This window comes from Microbacterium sp. NPDC064978 (assembly GCF_044543605.1).
Lineage (GTDB): Bacteria > Actinomycetota > Actinomycetes > Actinomycetales > Microbacteriaceae > Microbacterium > Microbacterium meiriae.
In genome coordinates, this window is the sequence record NZ_JBITWF010000003.1 from 493,915 (window position 1) to 516,033 (window position 22,119).

Consider the following 22,119-nt stretch of genomic DNA (forward strand, 5'->3'; position numbering starts at 1 on the left):
CCGAAAGTCGTATCACGAAAGGATAACGACCGTGGTTGACTGGCTCCGTGCTCCTGAACGTCATCGAAGCCGGGGAGGGCGACCGCGTCGCCGTGCTGCTGCACGGCATGATGGGGTCCGCCGAGAGCTGGCACCGCGTGGTCCCGCTGCTCGTGGAACGCGGCTTCCGCGTGCTGGCGCTCGATCTGCCCGGCCACGGCCTCTCGCCGCGTGACCCGGAGCTCACGATCGAGTCGGCGGCCGATGCCGTCGTCGAGACTCTGGCGCAGGTCGCGGCCGGCTGCGATGCCGAGGGCACCCCGGGGGACCGCGCCTGCTCCACCCTCGCCGTCGCCGTGGGGCACTCCTTCGGAGCCACGGTGCTCGCCGCCGCCGCGCCCCGCCTCGACCCGGGCCTCGCGGTCTACGTCGACGCGCCGCTCGCCCTGCAGGGCGGCCAGGATCGTGCCGTGCTCGTGTCGCAGTATGAGCATGACCGCCGCGAGCGGATGTCGCCCGCCGACCTCCGCCGCCTCCGTCCCTTCTACTCCGTCGACGACGCCACGGTCGAGGCGCGGGCGGCCGAGCGGTTCGACCCGCCGACGGCGGCCTCCGTCTCCTGCGGGGAGGACGGCCATTGGACCGCCGCCCCCGGCTCCATCGTCGTGCGTGCGGAACCCAGCGCCTGGGTGACCGATGAGGACGCGCGACGGTTCGAGCACGGCGGGGTGACGGTGCGCAGCATCCCCGGCGCCGCCCACACCGTCTGGTACAGCCACTTCGAGGTCTTCACCGCCGCGCTGCCGGAGCTCTTCGCCCCCTCGCTCGTCTGACCGGGCGACCGCCCGACGCGGCGCGACTACCCTGGAGAGGACATGGCACATCTTCTCGGGGCCGAAGCCCTGCACCTCGAATACCCGACCCGCGTCGTCTTCGACGCCGTGACCCTCGGCATCGAGGAGGGCGACCGCATCGGCATCGTCGGCCGCAACGGCGACGGCAAGTCCAGCCTTCTCGCCATGCTCGCCGGCCGGAAGGAACCGGACTCCGGGCGCGTGACCGTGCGCGGCGGCACCCGCATCGGCGTCCTCGACCAGGCCGACACGCTCCCCGACGACATCACGATCGCCGCCGCCGTGGTCGGCGACATGGCCGAGCACGAATGGGCCGGAGACGCCCGCGTCCGCGATGTGATCGAGGGGCTGCTGACGGATCTGCCGTGGGACGCGCAGATCGGCTCTCTCTCCGGCGGGCAGCGCCGCCGTGTGTCCCTCGCGAAACTGCTCACGGGCGACTGGGACGTCATCGCGCTCGATGAGCCGACGAACCACCTCGACGTCGAGGCGATCACGTGGCTCGCCGGGCACCTCAAGAAGCGCTGGCCCGCGAACGCCGGAGCCCTCCTCGTCGTGACCCACGACCGGTGGTTCCTCGACGAGATCTGCACCGAGACGTGGGAGGTGCACGACCGCATCGTCGAGCCCTTCGAGGGCGGCTACGCGGCCTACATCCTGCAGCGGGTCGAGCGCGACCGCATGGCGGCGGCGACAGAGGCGAAGCGGCAGAACCTCGCCCGCAAGGAGCTCGCCTGGCTGCGCCGCGGTGCCCCGGCCCGCACCAGCAAGCCGAAGTTCCGCATCGACGCCGCCAACGAGCTCATCGCCGACGTGCCCGAGATCCGCGACAAGGTCTCGCTGCAGTCGCTCGCCGTCTCGCGGCTGGGCAAGGACGTCGTCGACCTGCTCGATGTGGGGGTGACGTACCCTTCGACAAGCTCAGGGACCCAGGGAGGCTCAGGGACCCAGGGAGGCTCAGGGACCCAGGGAGGCTCAGGGGGCGGGAAGACCGTGCTCAAGGACGTCGAGTGGCGGATCGCCCCGGGCGAGCGCACGGGCATCCTCGGCGTGAACGGCGCCGGGAAGTCCACACTCCTGGGGCTCATCTCCGGCACGGTCGAGCCCACCGAGGGGCGGATCAAGCGCGGGAAGACCGTGCAGGTCCGTACGCTCACGCAGCGCCTCGACGAACTCCTGCCGCACTGGAACGACCCCGTGCGCGTGGTCATCTCGGGTCTGCGCACGTCGTACACGCTCGGCGCCGGGTCGAAGGCGCAGGACCTCACGCCCGGACAGCTCCTGGAGCGACTCGGGTTCTCGTCCGCCCAGCTCTCGACGCCGGTGAAGGATCTCTCCGGTGGCCAGCAGCGTCGGTTGCAGCTGCTGCTGGTGCTGCTCGACCAGCCGAACGTGCTCATCCTCGACGAGCCCACGAACGACATGGACACCGACATGCTCGCCGCGATCGAGGACCTCCTCGACTCCTGGTCGGGCACGCTCCTCGTCGTGAGCCACGACCGGTACTTCCTGGAGCGGGTGACGGATCAGCAGTACGCGATCCTTCCCGGTCCGGACGGCGCGGGGCGCCTGCGGCATCTCCCGGGCGGCGTCGACGAGTACCTGCGCCTGCGACAGCACCTCGAGACGGCCCCGGCGACCGCGGCAGCGGCCCCCGCAACGAGCGGTCTCGACGGCGCTGCTCTCCGGGCGGCGCAGAAGGAAGCCGCCGCCCTGGAGCGCCGCATCCAGAAGCTCACGCAGCAGGTCGACACGGCCAAGCACGCCCTCGCCGACCACGACCAGTCCGACTACGAGGGCCTCGGCGAGCGGATGAAGGCGATCTCGGCGCAGGAGGCCGAGATCGAGGAGCTGGAGCTGCGCTGGTTCGAACTCACGGAGCAGATCGGCTGACGGAGGAATATCCTTCTCCCACGACTGTTGGGAGTAGCGATGGAAGGCCTCGAAGTAACCGTCCTGCTCGGACTCACGATCCTCGTCGGAACCCTGATCGCCCCGCGCGTGCGTCTCGCGCTGCCCCTCGTCCTCGTCATCCTCGGTCTGGCGCTGGGATTCATCCCGCCGCTGCGCGAGGTGCAGCTTCCGCCGGAGACCGTGCTGCTGCTGTTCCTGCCGGTGATGCTGTTCTGGGAGAGCCTGACCACGTCGCTGCGGTCGATCCGCCGCGACTTCCGCTACATCGTGCCGATGAGCACCCTTCTCGTCGTCGCCTCCGCGTTCGCGGTGGCCGGCATCGGCGTGCTGTTCGGCATGCCCTGGGAGATCGCGCTCATCCTGGGTGCTGCGGTCGCACCGCCCGATGCCACGGCCGTCGCGGCCCTCGGTCGGCTGCTGCCGCGTCGGATGTTCATGAAGCTCAAGGCCGAGAGCCTGACCAACGACGGCACCGCGCTCGTGCTCTACGCCATCGCCGTGTCCCTCGCGCTGGGCGGCCAGGTCACGCCGCTCTCGGTCACCTGGGACGTTCTGGTGTCGTACGTGGGCGGGATCGCCGCGGGGATCGTGGTCGCGGCCCTGGCCACGCTGCTGCTGCGCCGCATCTCCTCCACCATCGTCATCAACGTCACGCTGCTGCTCGTGCCGTTCTCCGCGTTCCTCATCGCCGAGCTCGTCCACGCGTCGGGCGTGCTCGCCGTGGTCGTCGCCGGACTGATCGTCGCCTGGGTGTCGCCGCGCGTGACGACGGCGGCCTCGCGACGGCAGGCCGACGCGGCCTGGCCGTTCGGCGTCTTCCTCCTGAACGGGGCGCTGTTCGTGCTCATCGGCCTCGAGGTGCAGTTCGTTGCGCACGAGATCTCCGCCGCCGCCATCGGCCGCCTGGTGCTCGTGACGCTCGCCGTGTGGGCGACGCTCTTCGCCGTCCGGTACGTGTTCCAGCTCCTCAACGTGCTGTTCCAGCGTCGCCCGGCCGAACGCCCGCCGCGCGGCGCCCGCTCCCGCGCCCGACTCGTGTCCACGGTCGCCGGCATGCGCGGAGCGGTGTCGCTGGCGATCGCACTGTCGGTGCCGACCGGCGTCTCCGAGGGGAGCGTCGTGGGCGGCCGTGACGAGATCGTCTTCGTCACCGCCGGGGTGATCCTGCTCAGCCTCCTCGTGCAGGCGCCTCTCCTCCCCGCGCTCGTGCGCTGGGCGCGATTCCCGGTCGACCATGCCGAGGACGAGGAGTACGAGCTCGCCGAGCGCGCGATCTCCGGAGCGGCCCTGGCCGCGCTCGACGACCTCGCCGCGGAGCACGGCATCGGCCAGGAGGTGCGCGACCGGGTACGTGCCGAGGGGTACCAGGCGCTGGAGTTCGCGAACGCCCGGACGCTCGCGCGGGAGCAGGCGCTCATCGACGCCGAGGCCGACGCGCTGGACGAGATGCTCGGCGAGCCCGATCCCTACGGCACCGGGGGAGAGGCGCGCAGCCGCGAGGACGAGGACGCGGGTGACGTCGCGGTGTCGGCAGGGACCGCCCCCGACCCCGAGGCGACGGACGGCACGACGCTGCAGATGATCGCGACCTCCGCCGACGTCGACCTCGCCCAGCGCTCGCCGCTCGTGCGGCACGAGGAGCACACCCGGCTCAAGCTCGCGCTGCTCGACCGCAAGCGCGAGGTCCTGCTCGGGCTCCGCGGCGCCGGCACCGTGGACGACATGGTGGTCCGCCGGATCTCCGCCCGTCTCGACCTGGAGCAGGTGCGTCTGCAGGGCATCGAAGAGCTCGACTGACCCGCCTCGCACGCGGCTATGCGGTTTCGTCGTTCCCGTCCCGATCAGACAGGACTTGCGAAGCGGGACCGGGCGCACGCTTGCGCCCGGTCCCGCTCCGGTAGCAACGGCTACACGCCTGAAAGATCCACCCAGTGCGTCAGCTTCAACCATGCGCTCCCGGTTCCCGAGAGCTTGAACTTCACCTCGGCGAGCACCCGGGGAGAGGTGAGCGAGTTCTGCGGCGGCTTGGTCTGGAAGCCCCACCCCGTGTTGTAACTGTAGGTATTCGTCGTGGGGGCCTTCTTGATGATGGACGGTGAGCCTCCGCCGCTGTAAATCTCTACCTTTCGACCCTGGAGGGCGAACCCGGGATCTGGCGTCCATCGACCGGTGACCTTCTCTGTCCGGATCTGATCGCCTTTGCTGTTCAGGCTGTAGGTAATCGTGATGGACGACTTGACCGATCCGTTGTCGTGGTTGCCGCCCACCGAGGAGCGTGGAGCCACGACACCGGGGATTACGGGCGCGCTCGGGACGGGAGGAGAAGGAACTCGCGTCTCTATGGTGGCGGTAGTGCTGCCCTCCTCAACCGGTATCTGCTCTGTCTGCTGGTAGACGATCTCTCCAGTTCGTACGTCTGACACGACGATCGTGGATGACGCATACGAAGGCTTCTCTTCGGTAGCCGCATACGCGGCTGACGTGAGGGAGAGGGAAAGTGCCGCGGCTGCGGCGACCGCGAGTCCGGCCTTCTGATGTCTGTTCATGATTTCTCCGGTCGTTGCTGTGGCGCCAGACGGCGCCTTCGCTCGGATGAGCGCGTCGAGCCCAGCACGTGCACCGAATTCTGGCGAAGACTGTTTCCTTGTCTCACGCGATCCGGTGCCGTGGGGAATGCGCCACCGCGGGCTCCACGTACCCCAGCAACCGAGGGTGCCACGCGGCTATGACGCCGTGTGACATCCCGATTCCGCGACAACGCGGCCTCCTGCCTAACGTTGTCGAGTCCCGCCAGGAAGGAACCCCTCATCATGTCCCGCCGCACCACCTCCGCCCTCGCCGCGCTCGCCGCGGTCCCGCTGTTCGTCGCCCTTGCCGGGTGCGCCACCTCGTCCGACGCGGGGTCCGGCGACGGCGGTTCCGAGAACGAGACCGTCAAGATCGGCGTGGTCGGCGAGAGCGACCCGCAGTGGCCCGCTTTCGTGGATGCGGCGGCTGACGCCGGCATCACGGTCGAACTCGTCGACTTCGGCTCGTACGAGCTGCCCAACCCGGCGCTGAGCGAGGGGGAGATCGACCTCAATCAGTTCCAGCACGTCGTGTACCTGGCGCAGTACAACGAGGCCTCGGGGGATGACCTCGCGGCGATCGGTTCGACGCAGATCTACCCGCTCGGTCTCTACTCGACGAAGTACGACTCGGTGAAGAACATTCCTGAGGGGGAGACCGTCGCGGTTCCCGACGACGCCTCCAACCAGGCCCGCGCGCTTCTCGTGCTTCAGGCCGCTGGCCTCGTCGAGCTTAAGGACGGCGGCACGGCTTTCTCTGATCTCGCAGATGTGGACGAGAGCAAGTCGTCGGTCAAGGTCACCGCGCTGGAGGCTGCTCTCACCCCGGAGGCTCTGCCCGACGTGGCTGCGGCCGTCATCAACAACGACTTCGTCGAGGATGCGGGCCTCTCGTTCGACGATGCGCTCTTCACCGACGACCCCGAGGACCCGAGCGCGCTCCAGTATGTGAACATCTTCGCGTCTCGCGCCGAGGACGTCGACAATGAGACGTACCTCAAGCTCGTCGAGATCTTCCAGACCGACGAAGCTGTGCAGGAGGGGCTGGCGAAGTCGTCCGGAGGAACCGGTGTCACTCTGCAGACGCCGGCAGATGAGCTGGCCTCGCTGCTGAAGGACGTCCAGAAGGACGTCGCTGCGAACGGTTGATCAGGTTCACCTGAGAGAATCGGGCGACGCGGACGCGTCGCCCGATTCGTCGTCTTCAGGCCGACCCCGCCCTTTCCTCCCTCAAGACCGGAGAACCTATGCCGATCGTCTCCCTCGAGCACGTGTCGAAGAGCTACCCCTCGCCGTCCGCATCCGGCACGCAGATCACCGCCGTCGACGATGTGTCTCTGCAGATCGAGCAGGGAGATGTCTTCGGAATCATCGGCTATTCGGGTGCGGGGAAGTCCACCCTGGTGCGGCTCATCAACGCGTTGGAGCCGGCCTCCGCGGGCCGCATCACCGTCGACGAGGTCGAGATCACCGCACTCAGCGAACGTGAGCTCCGGCGCGTGCGAAGCGGAATCGGGATGATCTTCCAGCAGTTCAACCTCTTCTCATCGAAGAGCGTGCGGGCCAACATCGCGTATCCGCTGAAGCTCGCGGGATGGTCGAAGGCCGACATCGACGCGCGCGTGACCGAGATGCTGTCTTTCGTGGGGCTGAGCGACAAGGCACGCTCGTACCCCGAGCACCTGTCGGGAGGGCAGAAGCAGCGCGTCGGGATCGCGCGGGCGCTCGCGACCAGGCCGGCGATCCTCCTCGCCGACGAAGCGACCAGTGCGCTGGACCCGGAGACGACACATGAGGTCCTCTCCCTGCTCAAGCGCGTCAATGAGGAGCAGGGCGTCACGATCGTCGTCATCACCCACGAGATGGACGTCATCCAGACGCTCGCGACCAGGGTCGCCGTCATGGACCGCGGGCGAGTGATCGAGCAGGGAGACGTGTTCGAGGTCTTCTCCAACCCGCAGCATGCCGCGTCGCAGCGATTCGTCGGTACGGTCGTCAAGGGCGTTCCCTCCCCGTCCGAACGCGCCGTCCTGCGTGAACGGCACCAGGGACGACTCGTAACGTTCTCCTTCCGTGACGGTGGTCCGTCCCAGGCGCAGGTTTTCCTTGAGCTGGCGGAGGCCGGGCTGGAGTTCGAGCTCGTCTTCGGAGGTATCAACGACATCCGCGGTAGGGCCTTCGGCCACTTGACTCTCGCGATCCGCGGGGACGACGCTCGCATCGACGCGACGCTTGCACGGATCTCGGAGCGCATCGAAGTGACGGACATCGACCGCGAGGAGGTGCGCTGATGGATCGTCTGATCGAGTTGGGTCCTGAGTTCTGGACGGCTGCCGTCGAGACGCTTTACATGGTGTCGCTGACGCTGGTGCTGGGCGGTCTGTTGGGAGGCCTGATCGGAGTGGGGCTGTACCTGACACGGCCGGGCGGCATGCTGCAGAACAGAGCGATCTCCGCCGTGCTGAACCTCTTCATCAACTTCTTCCGCCCGATCCCCTTCGTGATCCTCATCACGGTCCTGATCCCGTTCTCCCGATTCATCGTGGGCAGCGGCATCGGCACGAACGCTGCCATCGTCGCCCTGGTGGTGGCGTCGATGTTCGCCATCGGCCGGATCGTCGAGCAGCATCTGGTCGGTGTCTCGCCGGGAGTCATCGAAGCCGCGCGCGCGATGGGAGCCGGACCGTGGCGAACCCTCCTCACGGTGGTGATCCCCGAGGCGCTTGGGCCGCTAATCCTGGGATACACATTCGTGATCGTGGCGCTTATCGATATGACGGCGATGGCGGGTTACATCGGCGCAGGCGGGCTGGGAAACTTTGCGTTGACGTACGGCCGACGCCAGTTCGAGCCTGTCGTGATGTGGGCGGCTGTGCTCCTCATCGTCGTGTTCGTGCACGTGGCTCAGACGCTCGGCACCCGGCTCGCGCGGAAGGTCATGCGCCGCTGAGGCCGATCAGCGTGCCGGGGCCTCCTGCAGGCTCCGGCGCGTGGTGAACGTGCGCTCCTGCCCGCTCAGCGGATCGGTGAACCGGAGCTCGCGTGCGAGGAGCTGGAGCGGGCGGCTGAAGTCGTCCGGACGCTCCGGCTGCAGCACGGGGTAGAAGCCGTCATGGAGGATGCCGAGGCCGAGCGCGGCGAGGTGTACGCGGAGCTGGTGCATCTTCCCGCTGTGCGGACGGAGAAGCGTGTGCACGACGCGGTCGTCGGCGGCGATGACCTCGATGAGCGTCTCGGAGTTCGGCTCGCCGTCCTCATCCACCTGCACGCACACCTGACCGCGGAGCTTCTCGATGCGGTTGCGGTAGACGAGCGGGAATCGCGACGGATCCCAGTCTGCCGGGCGCGCGGAGACGGCCTCGTAGACCTTCTCCACGCGGCGGTCCTCGAAGAGCAGTTGGTAGGCGCCGCGGGTTGCAGGGCGGGCGGAGAACATCAGCAGCCCCGCCGTGGCCCGGTCGAGGCGGTGGATGGGCGTGAGATCCGGGTTGCCGAGACGGTTGCGCAGCCGGACGAGGGCGGAGTTCTGCAGGTACTTGCCGCCCGGCGTGGTGGGGAGGAAGTGCGGCTTGTCCACCACCACCAGGTGCTCGTCCTGGTGCAGGATCTCCTCGGCGAACGGGATCTCCTTCTCGGTCGGAGGCTCCCGGTAGTACCAGACGAACTCCTCGGCGCCGAGAGGCGTGTCCCGGGAGAGCGGCCGGCCGTCGCGCGCGACGATCTCCCCGCGGTCGAAGCGCACGAGCAGCCGCTCCGGATCCAGGTGGAAGAACCGCTCGACCATGTAGGCGGCGACGGTGGGCCATGCACCCGTCATCGGCACGTGCAGCCGGGTCGCGCCGACCCCGTCGCGCACGGGAAGCGGGGAGGGCATGCCCATGTCTCGGCCTTCGGAGCAGGGGTCGCGGGGCCGCGACCGGGTGCTTCCAGCCTAGGCGACCGGCCGGGCAGAGTCCGTGGGCCGCGGCCGCCACTCATCCCGCCTCGGTTGCACGATCCCGTTGCGCCTGCACGACCGTTCCGGGGTTTTCGTCCCACGTCCGGACCTCGGTCGTGCATCCGGAGTGGTGGGGACCCGACCGGAGACAGGGTCGCTGTCCGCCTCGGTTGCACGATCCGGTCGCGCCTGCACGACCGTTCCGGGGTTTTCGTCCCACGATCGGACCCTGGTCGTGCATCCGGAGCGAGGGGACCGGCGACGGAGCCCCGGAACCGGTCGGGGTGTCAGCGGGTTTCGGTGGACAGCCAGTCGTCGAAGGTCGTCGGCGCCGTCCGCGCGTCGTCGCCGGGAAGCAGCACCTCACCCGCGAACTCGACGCCGAGCGCGGCACCCTTCCACGCGGCGCGCAGCGGAAGCTCACGCCCCCACGCGGCGAGGGTGCGGCGCGCCATGTCGACGGCGTCCTCCGTGCGGGGTCCGGCGATGTCGAACGAGCCGCCGAGGGCCGGCGACTCCGCCGCATCCACGAGCGCGACGGCCACGTCTGCGGGCGCGATGGGCTGCAGCAGCAGAGGGGGTACGATGCCTTCACCGTCCTCGATGCTCCACTCGGCGATCATCGCGGGGAAGTCGTGGAACTGCGTCGCCCGCACGATGGTGAAAGGCACCGCGCCGCGCGTGACCTCACGCTCCTGGGCGCGCTTACCCGCGTAATGCGGATTGCCGCGCACCCGATCGAGCGCCGCGATCGAGAGGGCCACGTGGTGGCCGACCCCCGCCTCGCCCTCGGCGGTGAGCAGCGTGCGGCTGAGCGTGGTGAACACCCGCTCGGCCTCGGCGACGTCGGATACCGGGGGATTCGTCGCATCGACGACCGCATCCACCCCGCGCAGCAGGGCGGGGAGGCCTTCGCCCGTGGTCAGATCGACGCCCTCGCTGCGGCTGAGCGACAGCGGATCGTGCCCCCGACGCCGAGCCTCTTCGACGACCAGTCGCCCGATCCGCCCCGTTCCCCCTGCGACCGCGATGCGCATGCCCACTCCTTCAATCATGGATATTGTGTGTCCACAATAGGGCGGCCTGGATACGATGGGCAAGTGAAACTTCCCGAGACCTCCGAATGGGTGCTGCACACCGTCGCGGTGATCGCCCAGCTCCCCGCGGGGTCGACGGTGTCCGGAGCCCAGCTCGCCGAGCATTTCGGGGTGCCGGGGCCGTATCTGTCGAAGCAGCTCGCCAAGCTCGTCCGCGCCGGAATCCTCACAGGCAGCACGGGACCCCGCGGTGGTTTCCGTCTGGCCAGGGAGCCCGAGAGCATCAGCATCCTCGATCTCGTCTCCGCGGTGGACGGCGCCGCCGACCCCTACATCTGCCGCGAACTCCGTCAGCAGGGGAGGGGCGCCGCCCGCCCGGAGGACTGCACCGCGCCGTGCGGACTCGCCGTCGTGATGCGCCGCGCCCACGACGCCTGGCGGGCTTCGCTGAAGGCAGTGTCGATCGCCGAGGTCGTCGCCACGCTCCCGGACACCGTCCCGGCCAAGAACCGGCGCCTCCTCCTCGGTCCCTGACCTACCCGTTCGCACGATCCGTGCCGGGTCGTGTCCTGCGACGTCTGCACGATCCGGGTCCGGATGCACGACCCGTGTCGGATCGGTCCTGCGACGTCTGCACGACCCGGGTCCGGATGCACGACCAGGTGACCACTTCTCCCGGGCAGCCGTGCACGGATCGTGCAGGCGGAACAGACCGGACGGGTCGGACGGAACGGACGGAACAGGCCGAACCGAACCACTCCAGGATCGGGTCAGGTGTCGAAGCTGAGGCTCAGTTTCCGCAGCAGGGCGGCCAGCCGGTCACGGTCGGCGCGGGAGAGGGCGCGCAGCAGGTCGGCCTCGGCGTCCACGAGCCGGGTGATCGCGGCGTCCACGCGGACCCGGCCGTCGTCAGTCAGGGTCACGAGCACGCTGCGGCCATCCGCCGGGTCGGCCTCGCGGCGCACGAAGCGACGGCCGACGAGACGGTCGATGCGGTTGGTCATGGTGCCGCTCGACACGAGAGTCTGCTGCAGCAGCTGCTTGGGCGAGAGCTGGAACGGCGAACCCGCCCGGCGCAGCGCCGACAGCACATCCCACTCCCACGGCTCGAGGTCGCTCCGACGGAACACCTCGCGGCGTGCACGGTCGAGGTGCCGCGAGAGGCGATCCATGCGGGACAGCACCTCGAGCGGGGAGAAGTCGAGGTCGGGGCGCTGCGTGTTCCACGCACCGACGATCCGATCGACCTCATCCGCCTCGCTCATCCGTTCATTATCGCGTGCGGCGGCGTCGTGGCCGCGGATGACGTGGGGAGCAGCATCGTGAGGAACGCGCTGTGCGGATCGGGCAGGTACGAGCCGAACGGCGCGCCCTCCCGAAACCCGGCGGCGGTATACATGGCCAGGGCGGGAGCGAAGAAGGGGTCCTTGCCGGTCTCCAGCGAGAGGCGACCGATGCCTCGCGCGGCCGCGTCGTCGAGGAGGTGGCCGAGCATCGTGCGCCCGAACCCGCGCCCGCGGAACGCCGGGTCGGTGCGCATCGACTTCAGCTCCTCGTGTCCGTCGGCCACCACGGCCAGCGCACCGGTCGCGGCGATCCGTCCGTCGACGATCCCCGTGAAAAACCGGACGCGCGGAGTGAGGAGCCGGTCGAGCGGGAGCGCATGCTGGCTCTCCGGCGGAGCGGTGCCGTCCATCTCCGCATGGTGAGCGGCGATGAAGGCCGCGATCTCGGGGGTGGCGACGGTGACGCGCTCGATCACGATGGTCATCGCCCCAGCATCGCAGAGCGGTGTTTCGGGCGGATGACGGGCCGGTGCGACGCGGGTCGCACACACAGGAACGGACACCGGGACGTGGCAGACTTATCGGGCGGTGCCCCGGGGGTGCCGCGGTCCGCCGTGGTGTAATGGCAGCACGACAGCCTTTGGAGCTGTGAGGTCTAGGTTCGAGTCCTGGCGGCGGAGCATGACTGAGAACAACCTCGCCGTCGTCGTCCTCGCCGCAGGCCAAGGCACGCGCATGAAGTCGCGCCTGCCGAAGGTGCTGCACCGGATCGGCGGGCGTCCGCTCGTCGGACACGTGCTGACGACCGCGACCCGCCTGCACCCGGCGCACATCGAGGTGGTCGTGCGGCACGAGCGTGATCAGGTCGTGTCCGCGCTGCATGACGACTATCCGGAGGCGATCTTCGTCGATCAGGACGAGGTTCCCGGCACGGGGCGCGCGGTCCAAGTGGCGGTGGATGCCCTTCCCGCCGATTTTGACGGCGACGTCCTCGTCCTGTCCGGCGACTGCCCGCTGGCAGATGCGGACACGCTGTCCGCCTTCCTCGCCGAGCACCGCGCCTCCGGAGCGCCGGCGACCCTCATGACCGCCCTCGTCGATGACCCCACCGGCTACGGGCGGGTCATCCGCGACGCGGACGGCGGCGTCGACCGCATCGTCGAGCAGAAGGACGCGACGGAGGAGGAGGCCGCCGTCAGCGAGATCAACGCCGGCATGTACGTCTTCCGTGCCGCCACGCTGCGCAGCTACCTGCCCCGGCTCGGTGTCGACAACGCGCAGGGCGAGATGTACCTCACGGATGTGCCCGGCCTCGTGCGCCGGGACGGCGACCGGGTCGCCGCCTCGATCGTCTCGGACGTCGAGGTCACGTTCGGGGTCAACGACCGCGCCCAGCTCGCCGAGGTCGGTCGGCGCCTGAACGCCCGCATCGTGCGCCGCTGGCAGCTCGAGGGCGTCACGATCGTCGACCCGGCCACGACCTGGATCGACGACGACGCCACGCTCGCCCCGGACGTCACCGTGCTCCCGAACACGCAGATCCTGCGCGCGACGACGATCGCCGCGGGAGCGACGATCGGCCCGGACACCACGCTCGTCGACTGCGAGGTGGGGGAGGACGCGGTCGTCCGCCGCACCGACGCGACCCTGGCCGTGATCGGTGCCGAGGCGACCGTCGGCCCGTTCTCGTACCTCCGCGCCGGTACCGTGCTCGGCCCGAAGGGCAAGATCGGCGCCTACGTCGAGACGAAGAACGCCGAGATCGGCGAGGGCAGCAAGGTCCCGCACCTGTCGTACGTCGGTGATGCGACCATCGGCCGCGGGGTGAACCTCGGGGCGAGCACCATCACCGCCAACTACGACGACGTCAACAAGCACCGCACGGAGATCGGCGACGAGGTGCACACGGGCTCGCACACGGTGCTGGTCGCGCCCGTTAGGCTTGGTCCTGGTGCGAAGACCGGCGCCGGCGCCGTCGTCCGCAAGGACGTCCCGGCCGGTGCTCTGGCCATGAGCGTGGCCCCCCAGCGCAACATCGAGGGGTGGGTCGAGAAGAACAGAGCAGGGACGGGCGCGGCGGATGCCGCGGCCCGGGAGAATTCGGCGGAATAGGCGGAGCATGGCCCGGAAGAAGAAGACGGTCGACCTGGATCGCGACAACGGCGTGGCCCCCGGCCTCGTCGCCAAGACGAAGAAGCGTCTGGTCATCGCGGGTGGTCGATCGCATCCCGAGCTGACCGCGGCCGTCGCCGCCTCGCTCGGCACCGAGATCGCTCCGGTCGAGCACCGCACCTTCGCCTCCGGCGAGATCTACGCCCGCTTCGAGGTCTCGATCCGCGGCTGCGACCTCTTCCTCGTGCAGACGTTCGGCGAGCCGGTCAACGAGTGGCTCATGGAGACGCTCATCATGATCGACGCCGCCAAGCGCGCCTCGGCCAAGCGGATCACCGTCGTCGCCCCCTACTATCCGTATTCGCGTCAGGACAAGAAGGGCCGCGGCCGCGAGCCCATCAGCGCCCGCCTCGTCGCCGATCTGCTCAAGACGGCCGGCGCCGACCGCGTCATGAGCGTCGACCTGCACGCCGCCCAGATCCAGGGCTTCTTCGACGGCCCCGTCGACCACCTCTTCGCCAAGCCGGTGCTCCTGGACCACTTCGAGCGCACACTCACCCCGGAGGACCGCGAGATCCTCACGGTGGTGTCCCCGGACATGGGACGCGTCCGCGTGGCCGACACCTGGTCGGACAGCCTCGGGGCGCCGCTCGCGATCATCCACAAGCGCCGCGACCCGAAGGTCGCCAACCAGGTCTCGGTGCACGAGATCGTCGGCACCGTCGAGGGGCGCACCTGCCTCCTCGTCGACGACATGATCGACACCGGCGGCACGATCGTCAAGGCGGCGCAGGCGCTCAAGGCGAACGGCGCGCACCGCGTGATCGTCGCGGCGACCCACGCGATCTTCAGCGACCCGGCGTCCGAGCGGCTGCAGGACGCGGCCATCGACGAGGTCGTCGTCACGGACACCATCCCGCTCTCGGAATCGCGCCGCTGGGAGACGCTGACCGTGCTGCCGATCGCGCCGCTGCTGGCCCGCGCGATCCACGAGGTCTTCGAGGACGGCTCCGTCACAAGCATGTTCGGCGGGGACGCGTAACGCATCGGGACGGCACAGCCCGTGCATAGCCGGGCTGCTTACGGTCGAGTCATCGACGGAAGAGTCGACCGACGCCGACCACGGAGGACCCCATGATCCGCACGACCGTTCCCACCTCTGTCCGCACCGGCACTGCCCTCCTCGGGGTCGCAGGGCTGTTCGTCCTCGCCGGATGCTCGTCGACCGGCGACGCCGCAGACAGCTCGACCGGCACTGACGAGACCGCGGGGTCGAGCTCCTCGTCCTCGTCGAGCGGGGGTGACGCCTCCGGCACCTACACCGACGGCACGTACACCGCCGACGGCTCGTACCAGACCCCGGAGACGGTGGAGGAGATCACCGTCACGCTCACGCTCGCCGACGGCGTCGTGATGGAGGTCGAGGTGTCGGGCGACCCGAAGGCTCCGGAGACCGAGCGGTACCAGGGCGAGTTCATCGACGGGATCGCCGATGAGGTCGTGGGGAAGCCGATCGACGAGCTGAATGTCAGCCGCGTCGCCGGGTCGTCGCTCACGAGCGGCGGCTTCAACGACGCCGTGGCCTCCATCAAGGAGCAGGCCGCCGCCTAGGCGCGAGGCGTCCTCATGGGGGAGTGGCGATTCGAGGCGATCGGCACCGGGTGGGAGATCGAGACCGGCGCCCCGCTCACGGATGACGTCCGCGCGGCCGTGACAGTGGAGATCGAGCGGTTCGATCGCGCCTGGTCCCGGTTCCGCGACGACTCCGATGTGGCCCGGCTCGGACGGTCGGGCGGCTCGCTGTCCTCGCCGGACGCGGGGCCGATGCTCGACGCCTATCGCGATCTCGACGCCGCCACGGCCGGTGCCGTGAACCCCCTGGTCGCCGACAGCCTGGAGGCCCTGGGCTATGACGCCGCGTACTCGCTGCGGGCCGGGGATCCTCGCCCCGCTCCCGCGTCCTGGACATCCCTGCTGACCTGGTCGGCGGACACGGTCGAGGCGCACGATCCCGCCCTCCTCGACGTGGGCGCCCTCGGCAAGGGACGTCTCGTCGACCGCGTGATGGCGGTGCTGGCCGACATCCCCGGTGATGTTGTCGTGGATGCCGGTGGGGACATCCGCGTGCGGGGTGCCGGCGTGCGCATCGCGCTTGAGCACCCGTTCGATCCGCGGAAGGCGATCGGCGTCGTCGAGGTCGCTGACGGAGCGTTGTGCGCATCGGCCGTCAACCGAAGGGCCTGGGGCGAGGGCCTCCACCACGTGCTCGATGCGCGGACAGGACAGCCCGTCCGCACCTGGGCGGCGACGTGGGCACTGGCCCCGGAGGCGATGAGGGCAGATGCCGTGGCCACCGCGCTGTTCTTCGACGGCGGCCCGGAGCTGGCCACCCGCTGGGGCGTCGAATGGGTGCGCATGACCACCGACGGCCGTGTGCAGCGCTCGCCGGGCTGCCAGGCCGAGCTCTTCACCGCAGCTCCTGCGCGAGCCGCCGGAACCGTGGGAGACACGACACCATGACCACTGCCTTCGCCGCCGCCCGCCAGCGCGTCCTCGCCGTCCTCGGCGCGCTGTCGATGTACCGCCTCGTGCTGTTCGCGCTGACGGCACTCGCGCTCATCGCCCTCGTGCTCTCCCTGCTCGGGGTGATCGTCTCTCCGACCCCGGTCGAGCTGCTGGCCTCCTTCGCGGTGCTGGCGGTGGCGATCTCCGCCGTGGACGCGGTCGCCCAGCGCCTGCTTCGCCTTCCGTGGCGCGTCGAGTCGTCCCTCGTCACCGCCCTCATCCTCTTGTTCGTGCTGCGTCCTGGCATCGAGCCGTCGGCCCTGCTCGGCCTCGCGATCGCCGGCGCGGTGGCGAGCGCGTCCAAGTACCTCATCGCCTGGCGGGGACGGCACATCTTCAATCCGGCCGCGTTCGGCGCCGCGGTGGTGTCGATCCTCGGAGCGTTCGGCGCGTTCAGCTGGCTCGGCACCTCGTCCTCGTGGTGGGTCGGCACACCGGTTCTCGTGATCCCTGTCGTCCTCCTCGGGCTGGCCGTGCTGTGGCGCACGGAGAAGGTCGGCGTCGTCCTCCTGTTCCTCGTCGTCGCCGTGGCCACCTCGATCGTGCGGCAGGCGGTGCAGGCCGGGCAGTTCGACATCTCCTTCGACGTCGTCACGGCACTGTCGTTCGCAGTGCTCCAGTCACCGTTCCTCTTCCTCGGCGCCTTCATGCTGTCGGAGCCGTTGACGCTGCCGCCGCGGCGTCGTCAGCAGCTCGTCGTCGCCGTCGTGGTCGGGCTCCTCGCGGGGTGGCCGATCTCGGTGGGGGGCCTGTTCACGCTCGGTCAAGAGCGCGCCCTGCTCATCGGCAACCTCGTGGCCTTCGCGTTCGCCCTCCGCGGTTCGGTGCGCCTCGTCCTCGAGCGCCGCGCCCTCGTGACGCCGACCGCGCAGGAGCTCACGTTCCGGGCGAAGGGCCGCGTGCGGTTCCTGCCCGGGCAGTACCTCGAGCTCGATGTCCCGCATCGGCGCCCTGACGCGCGGGGGACGCGCCGCGAGTTCAGCATCGTGTCCGCCCCCGCCGACCTCCCGACACTCCGCATCGCCTACAAGAACGGCGACCAGCAGCATCCGTCGAGCTACAAGCGCGCTCTCGCGGCGGCCGCGCCCGGCGCGACCTTCGCGGTGACGGGCACCTGGGGCGATTTCATCCTGCCGCGTGGCGAGCAACCGGTACTCATGGTGGCGGCCGGCATCGGTGTGACACCGTTCGTCTCGCAGCTTCGGCAGCTCCAGGCGACGGGGCAGCGGCGTGACATCGTTCTCGTCTATGTGGCGTCCTCGGCGGAGGAGCTCGCCTTCCGGGACGAGCTGGCCGCGACGGGTGTGCGCACGGTCGTGTTCACCCGCGACGACCCGGCCGACCTTCCTCCGCACTGGACGTGGGGGCAGGGGGCACGCCTGGACGCGGAGACCCTGGAGAGCGCGGTGGACGACCTCTCGGCGCGGCACGCGTTCATCTCCGGCCCGCCGCGACTCATCGCCGACCTCGCGCCGGCGCTGCAGAAGGCCCGTTCCCTCACCACGGACGCCTTCGCCGGCTACTGACCCGGATCGTCTTCCCTTCCCTCGGCCTGGGGACGTTGCGACACCTGCACGACCCAGCGACACCCGCACGACGGAATCCCCGGTCTCGTCGTGCATAGCGCCCCCGGATCGTGCAGGCGGCCCGGCCACGACAGAACCGGGATGGGCGGATCGGTCGTGCGGGCGGGGTCGGGTCGTGCGCGCGCATGGGTCGTTCGGCCTCGGACACCAGCGGACGACGCCTGCACGACCCGGTGGCGCCTGCACGAGCGGACGGACGGATCGGTCGTGCGGACGGGACAGGGTCGTGCGGGTGAGCACGGGCTCGGCTCGACCTCGGACACCGGCCGGGGGACACCCGCAGGACCTGACCACGCCTGCACGAGGGGATGGACGGATCGGTCGTGCGGACGGGGTCGGGTCGTGCAGGTGGGCGCGACAGAAGTCGGAACCCCCGGGTCAGTCGGGCGGGGTCTCGCCGGGAGGAGTCATCGGGATACGGACCGTGAAGGTCGTGTCGCCGGGCTCGCTCTCGACCGAGATCCGGCCGTGATGACCCTCCACGATGGCCTTGACGATCGCGAGACCGAGTCCGGTGCCGCCGGTCTGCCGGGCGCGGGAGCTGTCCCCGCGGGCGAACCGGGCGAAGAGCTCGTCGCGGAGGGCGGGATCGATCCCCGGGCCGTCGTCGTGCACGCGCAGCACGGCCTCGTCGCCCTCCCGAGCCACGCTCAACGTCACCGTGGTCCCCGCGGGGGTGTGCGTCCGGGCGTTGGCGAGCAGGTTCGCGACGACCTGATGCAGGCGCCCTGCATCACCGACGACGGTCACCGGCTCGTCCGGCACCTCGATGTTCCAGTGGTGGTCGGCCGCCGTCGGCCGCGCATCCGAGAGGCCTTCGAGGGCGAGCTGGGCGAGGTCGACCGTGCCGTACACGAGTTCGCGTCCCTCGTCGAGACGGGCGAGGAGCAGGAGGTCCTCCACGAGCCGTGTCATCCGCAGCGACTGCGCCTGGATGCGCTCCAAGGAGGAGGTCGTGCCCTCGATGACTGCGTCTTCCTTCGTCGCCTCCGGTGCCTGACGCAGTGCCCGCAACGAGAGCTCCGAGTAGCCGCGGATCGAGGCCAGAGGCGTACGCAGCTCATGGCTCGCGTCGGCGACGAACCGGCGCATCTGCTCCTCGTTCTTCTGCCGCGCCGAGAGGGACGTGTCCACGTGGTCGAGCAGCTTGTTGAGCGCGGCGCCGACGAGCCCGGTCTCCGTCCGCGGATCGGCCTCGCTCGCTGGCACGCGCTCGGTGATGCTGACCTCGCCGCGGTCGAGCTGCTGATTGGCGACCCTCGTCGCGGTCGCCGCGACCGCGCGCAGCGGCCGCAGCCCCACGCGGATCGTGACCGCCGTGGTGAGGGCGAGGAGGATCAGGCCGCCCGCCGTGGCCAGCAGGATCACGGTGAGGAGCTGCGTGAGCTGATTCTGGACGTCGTCGCGGGGGAGCCCGGTGACGACGACGACGCCGTTGCTCGCGGTGGTCGCGACGACCCGATACGAGCCGAGGCCGTCGAAGGAGACCGTGGCAGGGGTGCCGAGTGCGACCGTGCCGTAGAGCTGCTGCAGCTGATCGGGGGTGAGTGGCTGCGGCGCGCTGTTCAGCGCCCCGCGGCTGTCCTCGAAGGCGACGCCGCTCGGTCCCGCGATGGGGCTGCCGAGCGACAGCAGCAACCCGGGCATGGGGTCCAGGCGATACAGGATGTTGTCGACGGTGGCCTCGGACGGCGCGATCCCCTCCACGATCCGATCCCTGATCGTCGCGGCGTAGCTCTTCACCTTGTTGTCGAGCTGGTCCTCCAGCGTGCTGCCGAGGGTGGCGCTGGTGATGACGGCGACGATGACGAGGATCAGCGACACGAACCCGATCACCGCGGTCATCAGCCGCGTCTGCAGACTCATGGGCCGTCGCGCCACCGTCGCTCCGCTCACTGCGGGGCCTTGATCATGTAGCCGACGCCGCGCACGGTGTGCAGGAGGGGCGTGCGGCCGGCGTCGATCTTCTTCCGGAGGTAGGAGATGTAGAGCTCCACGACCGAGGACTTGCCGCCGAAGTCGTAGCTCCAGACGCGGTCCAGGATCTGCGCCTTGGACAGCACCCGGCGCTCGTTGCGCATGAGGTACCGCAGCAGCTCGAACTCGGTCGCGGTCAGCTCGATCTCCACGCCGTCCCGGACGACCTCGTGGCTGTCCTCGTTGAGCGTGAGATCGGCGACCCGGAGGATCGACTGCCCGTCGTCGGCGCTGGCGTGTCCGGTGCGCCGGATGATCGCGCGGAGCCGGGCGATCACCTCCTCCAGGCTGAACGGCTTGGTCACATAGTCGTCGCCCCCGGCGGTGAGCCCGGCGACGCGGTCGCCCACGGCGTCCTTCGCCGTCAGGAAGAGGACGGGGACGAGGTTGCCCGCTTCGCGGAGCCGCTTGAGCACGGCCATCCCGTCGAGGTCGGGCATCATGATGTCGAGCACGAGGGCGTCCGGCTCGAACTCCTTCGCGACCTGGAGCGCCTCGAGGCCGGAGGACGCGGTGCGCACCTCCCAGCCCTCCATGCGCAGGGCCATGGCGAGCAGATCGGTGAGCATCTGCTCGTCGTCCACGGCGAGGATGCGCAGAGGGGAGCCGTCGGGGCGGCGCAGTTCGGGCAGGTCGCTGGTCATGCGTCTATTCTGCGGAACTTCCTATGTGATTTCTATGGAACGGGCTATGGGTTCTCTGGGAGATGTCCGCCTCATAGAACCCTCATCATCCGTCCCTCGGATCCGCATAACGGTCGTCCCTAGCGTCGGTTCCGCGCCGCGATCGTCGCGGCGGGAGGAGAGACATGTACGGACGATATCTGCGGCGCGAACTCGCGGGCCGCAAGAAGCAGACGGCGATCGTGGCCACCGGGCTCGCGATCGCGATCGGACTGGTGATCGTGGTGAACGCCCTGACGACCGGTGTGCGCGACGCCCAGACCCAGTCGCTGGCAGCGGTCTACGGAGTGGGGACGGATCTCACCGTCACCGGCGCCGCCGCGGAACCGGGCGACGGGACGGGACCGCGGTTCGAGTTCGACGAGGACGCGGGGGAGAGCGACGGCGAGACCACGACCCTGGAGCAGTCGACCCTGCGCACGGACTTCGGCCGGACGACGCTCGAGGCCGCGGTGCTGGACACGGTGGCCGGTACCGACGGCGTCGCCGCCGCGACCGGTGCGCTGAGCCTGACGAACTCGACATTCTCCGGTGAGCTGCCGAGCGGCGGCTTCGGCGGGCAGGACGGCGCGGAGGGCGGCGAGGCGCCCATGGAGGGCCAGGCGCCCCCGCAGGGTGGCGGCGGTGGCGGGGGCGGTGCGTTCGGCATCGACTCGTTCACCGTCCTCGGCATCGACCCGTCCGCGACGGAGCTCGGCCCGCTGGCCTCCGCCGAGATCGGCGAGGGGCGTGGGCTGGACGCCGACGACAGCGGAGCGCTCGTCGCTCTGGTGGACAGCACGTACGCCGCGAGCGAGGACATCGCCGTCGGCGACACCCTGGACATCGCCGGCTCCGACGTCGAGGTCGTCGGCCTCCTCACCTCGGCGTCGGATGCCGCAGACACCGCGGCGGACGTCTACCTCCCGCTCGACACCGCGCAGGAGCTGGCCGGCGTGGAGGACGTGATCTCCACGGTGTACGTGCAGGCGGATTCGGCGTCGTCCCTCGACGAGGTGCAGACGGCCCTGGCGGAGGAGCTTCCCGACGCCACCGTCTCCTCGCAGTCCGAGCTCGCCGCGACTGTCTCCGGCTCGCTCTCGAACGCGACGGCGCTCGTCACGAATCTCGGCACCTGGCTGTCGATCATCGTCCTCGCCGTCGCCGTGCTGCTCTCGGTGCTCCTCACCCTCTCCGGCGTCGGCCGTCGCACCCGCGAGTTCGGCACCCTGAAGGCGATGGGGTGGTCGAACGGCCGCGTCGTGCGTCAGGTCGCCGGGGAGTCGATGGTGCAGGGACTCCTCGGAGGAGCGGCAGGTCTCGTGCTCGGCCTCGCCGGGATCCTGATCATCACCGTCGTGCAGCCGACCGTGGCCGCCGGCTCCACGGCCGTCGGCGGAGGCCCGGAGGGAGGAGGCGGCTTCGGCGGCCCCGGCGGCATGGCCCCGGGCGCAGAGACGGCCGACATCGTGCTGCAGGCACCGCTGACCCCCTGGGTGCTCGTCGCCGCCGTGGGCCTCGCGGTGCTGGGCGGGCTCGTCGCCGGCGCCTTCGGAGGCTGGCGGGCCGCGCGGCTGAGCCCGGCCGAGGCCCTGCGGTCCGTCGCATGAGCGGCGTCGCGAACCACACAGGAGAGAAGGAGA

The 22,119-nt window shown here is 69.9% G+C and carries 20 protein-coding genes and 1 tRNA gene; 14 read left to right on the plus strand and 7 right to left on the minus strand.

Going from position 1 to position 22,119, the window contains the following annotated elements; genetic code table 11:
- Window positions 1-47: 47 nt before the first annotated feature.
- Genes ACIGJI_RS12500 through ACIGJI_RS12510 form a run of 3 tightly spaced genes read left to right on the plus strand, consistent with a single transcriptional unit; the run spans window position 48 to window position 4,544 of the window.
- Complete coding sequence (locus ACIGJI_RS12500; protein ID WP_268776812.1) at window positions 48-812, plus strand: alpha/beta fold hydrolase; 765 nt, start codon at window positions 48-50, stop codon at window positions 810-812.
- 42 nt (window positions 813-854) lie between these two features.
- A complete protein-coding gene (locus ACIGJI_RS12505; RefSeq protein WP_363447053.1) occupies window positions 855-2,726 on the plus strand; it encodes an ABC-F family ATP-binding cassette domain-containing protein in 1,872 nt (623 codons plus the stop codon).
- A 39-nt stretch (window positions 2,727-2,765) separates the two neighbouring features.
- Window positions 2,766-4,544 (plus strand): Na+/H+ antiporter, encoded by a 1,779-nt coding sequence (locus ACIGJI_RS12510; RefSeq protein WP_268776814.1) that lies wholly within the window; start codon window positions 2,766-2,768, stop codon window positions 4,542-4,544.
- 110 nt (window positions 4,545-4,654) lie between these two features.
- On the opposite strand, the gene ACIGJI_RS12515 is transcribed toward ACIGJI_RS12510, so the two are convergent.
- Window positions 4,655-5,293, minus strand: a complete 639-nt coding sequence (locus tag ACIGJI_RS12515; RefSeq protein ID WP_259951517.1) for a hypothetical protein — start codon at window positions 5,291-5,293, stop codon at window positions 4,655-4,657.
- A 264-nt stretch (window positions 5,294-5,557) separates the two neighbouring features.
- Here ACIGJI_RS12515 and ACIGJI_RS12520 point away from each other — a divergent pair, with 264 nt between their 5' ends.
- From ACIGJI_RS12520 to ACIGJI_RS12530, 3 genes are all read left to right on the plus strand, one after another.
- Window positions 5,558-6,463, plus strand: a complete 906-nt coding sequence (locus ACIGJI_RS12520) for a MetQ/NlpA family ABC transporter substrate-binding protein (RefSeq protein WP_363447051.1) — start codon at window positions 5,558-5,560, stop codon at window positions 6,461-6,463.
- A 98-nt stretch (window positions 6,464-6,561) separates the two neighbouring features.
- Window positions 6,562-7,605 carry a methionine ABC transporter ATP-binding protein gene (locus tag ACIGJI_RS12525; RefSeq protein WP_187661970.1) on the plus strand — a complete coding sequence of 348 codons (1,044 nt, stop codon included), beginning with the start codon at window positions 6,562-6,564 and terminating at the stop codon, window positions 7,603-7,605.
- Entirely contained in the window at window positions 7,605-8,264 is a 660-nt protein-coding gene (locus tag ACIGJI_RS12530) for a methionine ABC transporter permease (RefSeq protein ID WP_187661969.1), read from the plus strand. The genes ACIGJI_RS12525 and ACIGJI_RS12530 overlap by 1 nt, the downstream gene beginning before the upstream one ends.
- A 6-nt stretch (window positions 8,265-8,270) precedes the next feature.
- Here the strand turns inward: ACIGJI_RS12530 and ACIGJI_RS12535 are convergent, their stop codons facing one another.
- Window positions 8,271-9,194: a pseudouridine synthase gene (locus ACIGJI_RS12535; RefSeq protein WP_363447048.1), complete on the minus strand. Its 924-nt coding sequence runs from the start codon at window positions 9,192-9,194 to the stop codon at window positions 8,271-8,273.
- A 344-nt stretch (window positions 9,195-9,538) separates the two neighbouring features.
- Complete coding sequence (locus tag ACIGJI_RS12540; protein ID WP_363447046.1) at window positions 9,539-10,288, minus strand: NAD(P)H-binding protein; 750 nt, start codon at window positions 10,286-10,288, stop codon at window positions 9,539-9,541.
- Between the two features lie 63 nt (window positions 10,289-10,351).
- Between ACIGJI_RS12540 and ACIGJI_RS12545 the strand changes: the two genes are divergently transcribed.
- Complete coding sequence (locus tag ACIGJI_RS12545; RefSeq protein WP_187661966.1) at window positions 10,352-10,822, plus strand: Rrf2 family transcriptional regulator; 471 nt, start codon at window positions 10,352-10,354, stop codon at window positions 10,820-10,822.
- Between the two features lie 236 nt (window positions 10,823-11,058).
- Here ACIGJI_RS12545 and ACIGJI_RS12550 read toward each other — a convergent pair whose 3' ends face one another.
- Together ACIGJI_RS12550 and ACIGJI_RS12555 are read right to left on the minus strand one after the other, a co-directional pair.
- A complete protein-coding gene (locus ACIGJI_RS12550; protein ID WP_025105633.1) occupies window positions 11,059-11,553 on the minus strand; it encodes a MarR family winged helix-turn-helix transcriptional regulator in 495 nt (164 codons plus the stop codon).
- On the minus strand, window positions 11,550-12,059 hold the full coding sequence (locus ACIGJI_RS12555; RefSeq protein WP_363447043.1) for a GNAT family N-acetyltransferase: 510 nt from the start codon (window positions 12,057-12,059) through the stop codon (window positions 11,550-11,552). Before ACIGJI_RS12555 ends, ACIGJI_RS12550 begins: the two co-directional genes overlap by 4 nt.
- Window positions 12,060-12,182: 123 nt before the next feature.
- Between ACIGJI_RS12555 and ACIGJI_RS12560 the strand changes: the two genes are divergently transcribed.
- The 6 genes from ACIGJI_RS12560 to ACIGJI_RS12585 all read left to right on the plus strand — a co-directional run bounded on the left by ACIGJI_RS12560 (window position 12,183) and on the right by ACIGJI_RS12585 (window position 17,777).
- Window positions 12,183-12,254, plus strand: a tRNA-Gln gene (locus ACIGJI_RS12560).
- A gap of 1 nt (window position 12,255) precedes the next feature.
- A complete protein-coding gene (gene glmU / locus ACIGJI_RS12565; protein WP_315637954.1) occupies window positions 12,256-13,686 on the plus strand; it encodes a bifunctional UDP-N-acetylglucosamine diphosphorylase/glucosamine-1-phosphate N-acetyltransferase GlmU in 1,431 nt (476 codons plus the stop codon).
- A 7-nt stretch (window positions 13,687-13,693) separates the two neighbouring features.
- Window positions 13,694-14,728, plus strand: a complete 1,035-nt coding sequence (locus tag ACIGJI_RS12570) for a ribose-phosphate diphosphokinase (protein ID WP_187661963.1) — start codon at window positions 13,694-13,696, stop codon at window positions 14,726-14,728.
- A gap of 92 nt (window positions 14,729-14,820) precedes the next feature.
- Window positions 14,821-15,297 carry a hypothetical protein gene (locus ACIGJI_RS12575; RefSeq protein ID WP_363447041.1) on the plus strand — a complete coding sequence of 159 codons (477 nt, stop codon included), beginning with the start codon at window positions 14,821-14,823 and terminating at the stop codon, window positions 15,295-15,297.
- A 15-nt stretch (window positions 15,298-15,312) separates the two neighbouring features.
- Window positions 15,313-16,206 carry an FAD:protein FMN transferase gene (locus ACIGJI_RS12580; RefSeq protein ID WP_363447038.1) on the plus strand — a complete coding sequence of 298 codons (894 nt, stop codon included), beginning with the start codon at window positions 15,313-15,315 and terminating at the stop codon, window positions 16,204-16,206.
- Window positions 16,203-17,777 (plus strand): flavodoxin reductase, encoded by a 1,575-nt coding sequence (locus tag ACIGJI_RS12585; RefSeq protein WP_363447036.1) that lies wholly within the window; start codon window positions 16,203-16,205, stop codon window positions 17,775-17,777. Before ACIGJI_RS12580 ends, ACIGJI_RS12585 begins: the two co-directional genes overlap by 4 nt.
- Window positions 17,778-18,215: 438 nt before the next feature.
- Here the strand turns inward: ACIGJI_RS12585 and ACIGJI_RS12590 are convergent, their stop codons facing one another.
- Entirely contained in the window at window positions 18,216-19,703 is a 1,488-nt protein-coding gene (locus ACIGJI_RS12590; RefSeq protein WP_187661959.1) for a cell wall metabolism sensor histidine kinase WalK, read from the minus strand.
- A 26-nt stretch (window positions 19,704-19,729) separates the two neighbouring features.
- Entirely contained in the window at window positions 19,730-20,458 is a 729-nt protein-coding gene (locus ACIGJI_RS12595) for a response regulator transcription factor (RefSeq protein ID WP_136051691.1), read from the minus strand.
- Window positions 20,459-20,622: 164 nt separating this feature from the next.
- Here ACIGJI_RS12595 and ACIGJI_RS12600 point away from each other — a divergent pair, with 164 nt between their 5' ends.
- Window positions 20,623-22,086, plus strand: coding sequence for an ABC transporter permease (locus ACIGJI_RS12600; RefSeq protein WP_363447034.1), 1,464 nt, complete (start codon window positions 20,623-20,625; stop codon window positions 22,084-22,086).
- Window positions 22,087-22,119: the final 33 nt, after the last annotated feature.